The 6,845-nt window shown below is 42.6% G+C and carries 7 protein-coding genes and 1 pseudogene; 3 read left to right on the forward strand and 5 right to left on the reverse strand.

The window, feature by feature from the left end; all coding sequences use genetic code 11:
• The first annotated feature begins 195 nt into the window (after positions 1-195).
• Entirely contained in the window at positions 196-1,275 is a 1,080-nt protein-coding gene (locus F6K46_RS28195) for a PIN/TRAM domain-containing protein (RefSeq protein ID WP_075904118.1), read from the forward strand.
• Here the strand turns inward: F6K46_RS28195 and F6K46_RS28200 are convergent.
• On the reverse strand, positions 1,265-1,396 hold the full coding sequence (locus F6K46_RS28200; RefSeq protein WP_293117567.1) for a hypothetical protein: 132 nt from the start codon (positions 1,394-1,396) through the stop codon (positions 1,265-1,267). The two genes, F6K46_RS28195 and F6K46_RS28200, sit on opposite strands and share 11 nt — an antisense overlap.
• Before the next feature lie 262 nt (positions 1,397-1,658).
• Here F6K46_RS28200 and F6K46_RS28205 point away from each other — a divergent pair, with 262 nt between their 5' ends.
• A complete protein-coding gene (locus F6K46_RS28205) occupies positions 1,659-2,858 on the forward strand; it encodes a tetratricopeptide repeat protein (RefSeq protein WP_366510782.1) in 1,200 nt (399 codons plus the stop codon).
• A gap of 296 nt (positions 2,859-3,154) precedes the next feature.
• Here the strand turns inward: F6K46_RS28205 and F6K46_RS28210 are convergent.
• Positions 3,155-4,037: pseudogene (locus tag F6K46_RS28210) on the reverse strand (IS630 family transposase).
• An 81-nt stretch (positions 4,038-4,118) separates the two neighbouring features.
• Here F6K46_RS28210 and F6K46_RS28215 point away from each other — a divergent pair.
• Entirely contained in the window at positions 4,119-4,706 is a 588-nt protein-coding gene (locus F6K46_RS28215) for a Uma2 family endonuclease (RefSeq protein ID WP_293063317.1), read from the forward strand.
• A gap of 65 nt (positions 4,707-4,771) precedes the next feature.
• Here F6K46_RS28215 and F6K46_RS28220 read toward each other — a convergent pair whose 3' ends face one another.
• The 3 genes from F6K46_RS28220 to F6K46_RS28230 are packed head-to-tail and all read right to left on the reverse strand — an operon-like array spanning position 4,772 to position 6,706.
• On the reverse strand, positions 4,772-4,945 hold the full coding sequence (locus F6K46_RS28220) for a hypothetical protein (RefSeq protein WP_293063316.1): 174 nt from the start codon (positions 4,943-4,945) through the stop codon (positions 4,772-4,774).
• Positions 4,946-4,966: 21 nt separating this feature from the next.
• Positions 4,967-5,533: a Uma2 family endonuclease gene (locus tag F6K46_RS28225; protein WP_075904122.1), complete on the reverse strand. Its 567-nt coding sequence runs from the start codon at positions 5,531-5,533 to the stop codon at positions 4,967-4,969.
• A 15-nt stretch (positions 5,534-5,548) separates the two neighbouring features.
• Complete coding sequence (locus tag F6K46_RS28230; RefSeq protein WP_293063313.1) at positions 5,549-6,706, reverse strand: transposase; 1,158 nt, start codon at positions 6,704-6,706, stop codon at positions 5,549-5,551.
• Positions 6,707-6,845 lie beyond the last annotated feature (139 nt).

The raw sequence follows: 6,845 nt of genomic DNA on the forward strand, positions 1-6,845 counted from the left end.
CATAGAATTGCCCAAGCTATTCCTCGGTTAGCCTAGGCAATTCAATGGTTTACTGGAGCTAAGTCGTATCAGAAAATACAGCGATGTAAACGATATACTAAATATAGTTGTTGACTATCAGGTTGACGACAGTTTATGCAATCGTTTTAAAAGTTTTCCTAAAAAAACAACTACAAAACCAATTGGAAAGGAAGAATGCTTGACTTCGTCATTATACTTTTATTTATCATAGCAGCAGCAAGCATAGGCTTCGACAGTGTGGAATTGCTACCCGGTCATGTGCAAGATCAAGTCAGCAATTTGACAGCGTTACGCTCGACTACTGCATGCTTTGGTGCCATTATCGGACTAGCGCTAGGATTAATGGCCCAAGTAACTTACCGTCGGGTAGAAGCCCAAGTGCGAAAAATGCCGATTGAGGTAATTTTGACCAGGGCTATTGGTCTGATCCTGGGACTGCTGTTAGCTAATTTGATGCTAGCGCCAATTTTCTTACTCCCCATCCCTTCTGAATTTTCCTTCATCAAACCCCTGACTGCCATTTTAGGAAGTGTGATGTTTTCCTTCTTGGGGATTAGTCTAGCTGATACCCATGGTCGCACCTTCTTGCAGCTGATCAATCCTAACAGCCTTGAATCAGTTTTAGTGGCAGAAGGCACACTCAAACCAGCCTCGAGTAAAGTTTTAGATACTAGCTGTATCATTGATGGTCGGATCGAAGCACTGCTTGAGACGGGTTTTATCGAAGGCCAAATTCTGGTTTCCCAGTTTGTCTTACTAGAATTGCAGCAACTTGCCGATGCTGCCAATGATCAGAAGCGAACTCGGGGACGGCGGGGGCTAGATATCCTAAATCGGATGCAAGCTGTTTACCCAGAACGCTTGGTGATCCATTCCGCTGATTACGATGACCTACAAACTGTAGATACCAAATTGGTACGTTTTGCCCAGGAAATTAATGGCACTCTTTTAACTAATGATTACAACTTGAGTAAAGTGGCTAAGCTCCAAAAGGTGCCAGTGTTGAATGTCAATGATTTAGCCCAAGCCGTGCGTCCTCTGTATCTACCGGGTGACATCCTAGAGCTGAAAATCCTTAAGGGCGGTAAAGAACCTACCCAGGGAGTTGGTTATCTCGATGATGGGACAATGGTAGTGGTAGAAGAAGGGTATAAACACATGGGTGTTGAACTGCCAGTTATTGTTACCTCAGCCTTGCAGACCTCAGCAGGTAGGATGATTTTTGCTCGACCTCAAGCTTCGGTTACAGTTTGATATTGGTGATTTTATAGGTTGAAGGTTGAAGGTTGAAGGTTGAAGGTTGAAGGTTGAAGGTTGAAGGTTGAAGGTTGAAGGTTGAAGGTTGAAGGTTGAAGGTTATCAATCCAGGTTTCAATTGTTAACGCTCTAATCTTCAACCTTGGCCTTTCGGCCTTTAGGCCACGCTACGCGAACGGCCACGCTACGGGAACAACCGTCTAACCCTCTAACCGTCTAACCCTCTAACCGTCTAACCCTCTAACCTTCAACCTCCTAACCGTCTAACCCTCTAACCGTCTAACCCTCTAACCGTCTAACCCTCTAACCTTCAACCTCCTAACCTTCTAACCTTCAACCTCCTAACCTTCTAACCTTCAACCTCCTAACCTTCTAACCTAATGACTGATCCCATGCTTAGCCTATGCATGATTGTTAAAGATGAGGAAGAATCATTACCACAATGTTTGAATAGTGTCAAGGATGTAGTGGATGAGATGGTCGTCCTAGACACAGGTTCAACGGATCGGACGATTGAGGTGGCGCAAAGCTATGGCGCTAAAGTTGAACAGTTTGAATGGTGCAATGATTTTGCAGCTGCTCGCAATCAGGCGTTGAAGTATGTGCAAGGGGAATGGGTGCTGGTGTTGGATGCTGATGAAGTGTTGAAACCGGAAGTTGTACCGGAAATCAAGCAGGCTATCCAAAATAGTTCCTATCTAGTTATTAATCTAGTCCGGCAAGAAGTGGGTGCTACTCAATCTCCCTATTCTCTGGTGTCCCGTTTATTTCGCTATCACCCAGATATTCGCTTTTCTCGCCCCTATCATGCTATGGTTGATGATACTGTAGCGCAAGTGTTACAACGAGAACCCCAATGGCAGGTGGTGTCTCTATCCCAGGTGGGAATCTTACACTACGGTTATAGCCGTGATGCGATCGCATCACGCAATAAGTTGACTAGAGCCCTTACGGCGATGGAAGGCTATCTGGCTAGTCATCCGTTTGATGCTTATGTGTGTAGTAAACTCGGGGCGCTTTATATTCAAAATAATCAAGTAGACCAGGGTGTGGAGTTACTCAAGCGTGGTTTAACTAGCACTAAGCTAGAGCCAGCGGTATTATTTGAACTGCACTACCATCTGGGGAATGCTTATACTCGCCAAGGAGAGCTTAATTCAGGAGCAATACATTATCAACAGGCGATTCAACAACCGATTTTGCCCCAGTTGAAATTAGGAGCTTACAATAACTTGGGCAGTTTGTTGTTACAAGCAGGGGAGTTGAATCACGCCAAAACTGCTTATGAAATGGCTGTGAAGATAGACCCAAGTTTTGCCCTTGGACATAATAATCTGGGCATGACTTGGAAGGCTTTGGGTCAGATGGAAAATGCGATCGCATCCTATCAGCAAGCGATTCAACTCAACCCAGAGTATGGAGAGGCTTATCAAAACTTGGGAGTGGTTTGGCTTAAACTGGGCAACGTTGATCAGAGTTTATCGGCCTTTAAAAAAGCGATCGCACTTCACCAAACCCATAACCCAGCTGAAGCTCAGCGTCTTCGTCAGGGACTTCAGGCTATGGGATTTCAGGTTTAATTTTATTAAGTATTAGGGAACAGGGAACAGCGGATCACCGGAACAGGGAACAGAGAAGTCGGAAGTGGGAAGAGGGAAAAAATCCTGTTTAGCTCATAGTTATGAAAAATGCTGTATAAGCCTGTCTTCATTTAAATGGGCTCCCTTTAACCTTTAAGTCTCTTCAAAAACTACTCCCTACTCCCTATTTTAAGATTTAACTTAGCTTACTAGTTACTGAAGAAGCCGTAATCGTTAATTTCACTTTTAAGGCATCCCTTAGAATTAAAATAAACCAACTTTCAAGAGTTATAGCACTACGCGCATACATTAGGACATTTTTTGAACGCTGCATCTACACATTCTCGTACAGTATCAAATTCAATAATTCTTTGTTTCATCCATGTTTTTAAAACAGCCCACCAATTCTCTATTTTATTCAAATCTGGTGAATAAGCTGGTAAATCCCAAATTTCGCATCCGGCTTCTTCAACAATTTCTCTGATCTATTCTCCTTTCTGAAAACTGGCATTGTCAATAATAAGAATATCTCCTGAATCTAAGTTAGGTATTAAACAGTGTATTAACCAATTTTCAAATAAATTTCTATTACATGAACCCTCAAAAGTTAAAGGAGCCAATAATTGGTTCTCTTTTAAGGCAGATAGCCAACTCACTCTTTCTGTTCTTTTTCCCGACTTCAGAGCATAACATCTTTGTCCTTTAAGACTATAGCCATAGGGGTAATCCTCTCTATTATCGAATCCAGCTTCATCTACATAAACTTTTCTGGTGTTTTCTATTTCCTCCAGCTTTTTGATAAATTCTTCTCTTTTCTGCTCATCTCGTTCTCGGTAACCCTAAGTTTTTTTTTGCGCGTAAACCCCAGTTTTTTGATGGCATAACTAACAGTTTGTTGTGTCACGTTATTTCCCCAAATTTCAGCCATCTGTTTTTGGGTTTTGTCACTATGTTCTTCGACAAATTTTCGAAATTTTTCTAGGTCGGTAATTTTGGGGACAGTTCCTACTCCTACAGGTTGACTAGCTTGATAGTCTCCTGTTTCTCTTTCTTTTTTTAGCCAGAGGTCCAAGGTATTTCTACTAATTTTAAAAAAACGGCTTACCTCTATTTTTTTTTTCCTCGTTTAACGGCTTCGATCGCTTTTGAACGCAAATCGTAACTATAGGGTGCAGGCATACTATTTACAATTATTCTGATATTCATTATTCTATCATAGTATTGTCCTAACAGTAGCGCGTAGTGCTATAGACAGTTTTCATGAAAACTACCACTATCTCCTTACCCCCTACTCTAGAATTAAAACTGGACTTAACCGACGAACAATTCTGGCAACTCTGTCACGACAACAGCGACTTAAGATTTGAGCGCACTGCTACTGGAGAATTAATTATTATGTCACCTACAGGTAGCACCACAGGTGAACGAAATGCTGATTTAATCTATCAACTCAAAGCCTGGAGTCGCCAGAACAATCTGGGTAAAGTGTTTGACTCTAACACTGGATTTACACTTCCCAATGGTGCAGACCGCTCTCCTGATGCGTCTTGGGTTCAGCAAGAGCGCTGGGATGCTTTAACCCCGGTTGAACAAGAAAGATTTGCCCCGATATGTCCCGATTTCGTAGTAGAGTTAATGTCTCCTAGCGATTCCCTAGAGAAAACCCGTGCCAAAATGCGAGAATACATGGAAAACGGGGCAAGACTTGGCTGGTTGATTAACCGAAAACAGCGAAAGACTGAAATTTATCGTCCCCATCAAGCTGTAGAAATTCTCAACAATCCTGATACTATGTCTGGGGAAGATGTCTTGCCAGGATTTGTGTTAGATCTGACAACAATTTGGTAATTTGTAAATGGTATCTTGGGGTTTGTGTCTTCAGCCAATCATAAGCATTCATAAGCATTCAGCCATCAGCTGTCAGCCGTCAGCCATTCCCGTAGCGTGGCACAGGCTTTGGCCTTGGCCTTTGGCCACGCTACGCGAATGGCCACGCTGTGCGAACGACGTTGGGACGTAGCGTATAAGCTGTTCGCGTAGCGTGTGCGTAGCACATAAGCTGTTTGCGTAGCGTGGGCGTAGCGCATTAGCTGAATGCTTACCTTTAGCTAATTACCTGACATCTTCAGCCAACCAAAAATACGATCTACTGTTAACTCTAGGTTAATATCCTCTAATACAGAAGGGTGATTGCTACCTAGTAACAATTCTGGTTCTTGACCCGGTCGAAACACTAAAATAGACCTATCAGCAGCATCAATTAACCAAGATAGCTGACAACCATGTTGTAAGCAATAGAGAATATTGCCAATTACCCGATTTGAACTCTGTTCTGGAGAAAGGATTTCAATTATCCAATCTGGGTACAATAAAAAATCATTGGGAACTTCCCCATGGGCATCAAACGGAATTCGTGACCATTTGAAAACCGCTATATCAGGTACAATAGAGCGTATGCCAAAACTACAGCGCAACTCTGGGAAGGCATAAGCAATTTTCTGGCTTTCTGTGTTTTCGTTGATACTATTGCATAGCCTGAGCTGCAATCGACTATGCTTTCCTTTCGGCATTGGCTTCTGGACAATATCGCCGTTGATGTATTCCCTGGCTGGCTTTGTTTCTGGGAGCTTCAGAAATTCTTCCAGGCTATGTGCTGCGGTAATTGTGACAGTCATCGCTCGTGACAGCTCCTACACTGACTCTTTGAGTTCAGTGTAGGCTTCCCAGCCAATCCGGGCATCCCTTAGGAGGCGCTGGGCTTTAAGAACGGACTGCCCTGCCGCTCTGTTTTTTATATTTATTGCTGCATTATGGTCACGATCGAGACTACACCCACAATGAGGACAATCGTGCCATCGTACATGCAACTTTTTAGGAACTTTTTTACCGCAATTGGAACAATTCTGTGAAGTATTTTTGGGACTTACTGGAACCGCCAACAAGCCAGCATTCTCGGCTTTGCTTGTCAGGATTGTCAGAAAGCTTGACCACCCAGCATCTAACACAGATTTAGCCAATCGGGATCTTGAAAGTCCTTTGACGTTTAGCTTTTCGTGAGCAACCACATCATATTTTGACAGCAAGTAATTGGCGGTTTTAAAGTGGAAGTCTTTCCGCTTGTCCGCTACCTTTTTATGCTGTAAACCGAGCTGTTTGATAGCTTTAAGTCTGTTACTTCCTCCTTTCTTCCGTCTAGAGACCCGCTTTTGAATAACCCTTAATCTTTTCTGAGCCTTTCGGTAATATTGGGGAATTTCAACAGACTCCCCGTCAGAAGTGGTCAAAAACTCCTTAAGACCAACATCAATGCCAACTATTAAGTCAAGATTAATATCAGGCTTAATTTCGGGGATTGTCTTGTCTTCTAGGGATAATATCAGGTAATAACCATCACATTTTTTAGTAACAGAAGCAGTCTTTATCTTGAATCCATCAGGGATAGGGCGATGTAGTACAACCTTTACTTTACCTATTTTAGGTAGGTTAATTACATTGCCTTCCAAGCACCATTCCTTCATTTGAGGATAGGTAAACGTACGGTAGCGGTGTTGTTTTTTAAATCTAGGTTTTCCACTTCGCTTTCCGTTACTATCTCCCTTAATAAATCGATCAAAAGCTAATTTTACTCTTTTTACTACATCCTGGAGTACTTGGGAGTGTATATCCTTGTACCAAGGGTGAGTCTTTTTGAGATTGGGTAAAGTTTTCTTTTGGCTGTAATAGTCAGGATTGTTTCTTAGTTGAGGAAGGTGACAAATAACAAGAGGACAGGCATTTACTGGAGATCGATTTTTTTCGTACCAATTGAAGCGATCTGCCAATAAATAATTATACTGAGAGCAAAGCATCGAAAGCCAGTTGAGTGCATCTCAGTTTTGTAAGACTCAAGTTGAAAATTGCCCGTTGAGGTAGGCACACCGATGCTTCAAGACTTGTGGGACGTTACTCTCATCCCACTGAGCCCCCGAAATCTTGATACGCCGACCC

The organism is Moorena sp. SIO3E8 (assembly GCF_010692445.1).
Lineage (GTDB): Bacteria > Cyanobacteriota > Cyanobacteriia > Cyanobacteriales > Coleofasciculaceae > Moorena > Moorena bouillonii.

Coding starts and splice junctions, on each gene's coding strand:
- F6K46_RS28230 (WP_293063313.1), bottom strand. CDS start 6,706: ATGCTTTGCTCTCAGTATAATTATTTATTGGCAGATCGCTTCAATTGG.
- F6K46_RS28195 (WP_075904118.1), top strand. CDS start 196: ATGCTTGACTTCGTCATTATACTTTTATTTATCATAGCAGCAGCAAGC.
- F6K46_RS28205 (WP_366510782.1), top strand. CDS start 1,659: ATGACTGATCCCATGCTTAGCCTATGCATGATTGTTAAAGATGAGGAA.
- F6K46_RS28215 (WP_293063317.1), top strand. CDS start 4,119: ATGAAAACTACCACTATCTCCTTACCCCCTACTCTAGAATTAAAACTG.
- F6K46_RS28220 (WP_293063316.1), bottom strand. CDS start 4,945: ATGCGCTACGCCCACGCTACGCAAACAGCTTATGTGCTACGCACACGC.
- F6K46_RS28225 (WP_075904122.1), bottom strand. CDS start 5,533: ATGACTGTCACAATTACCGCAGCACATAGCCTGGAAGAATTTCTGAAG.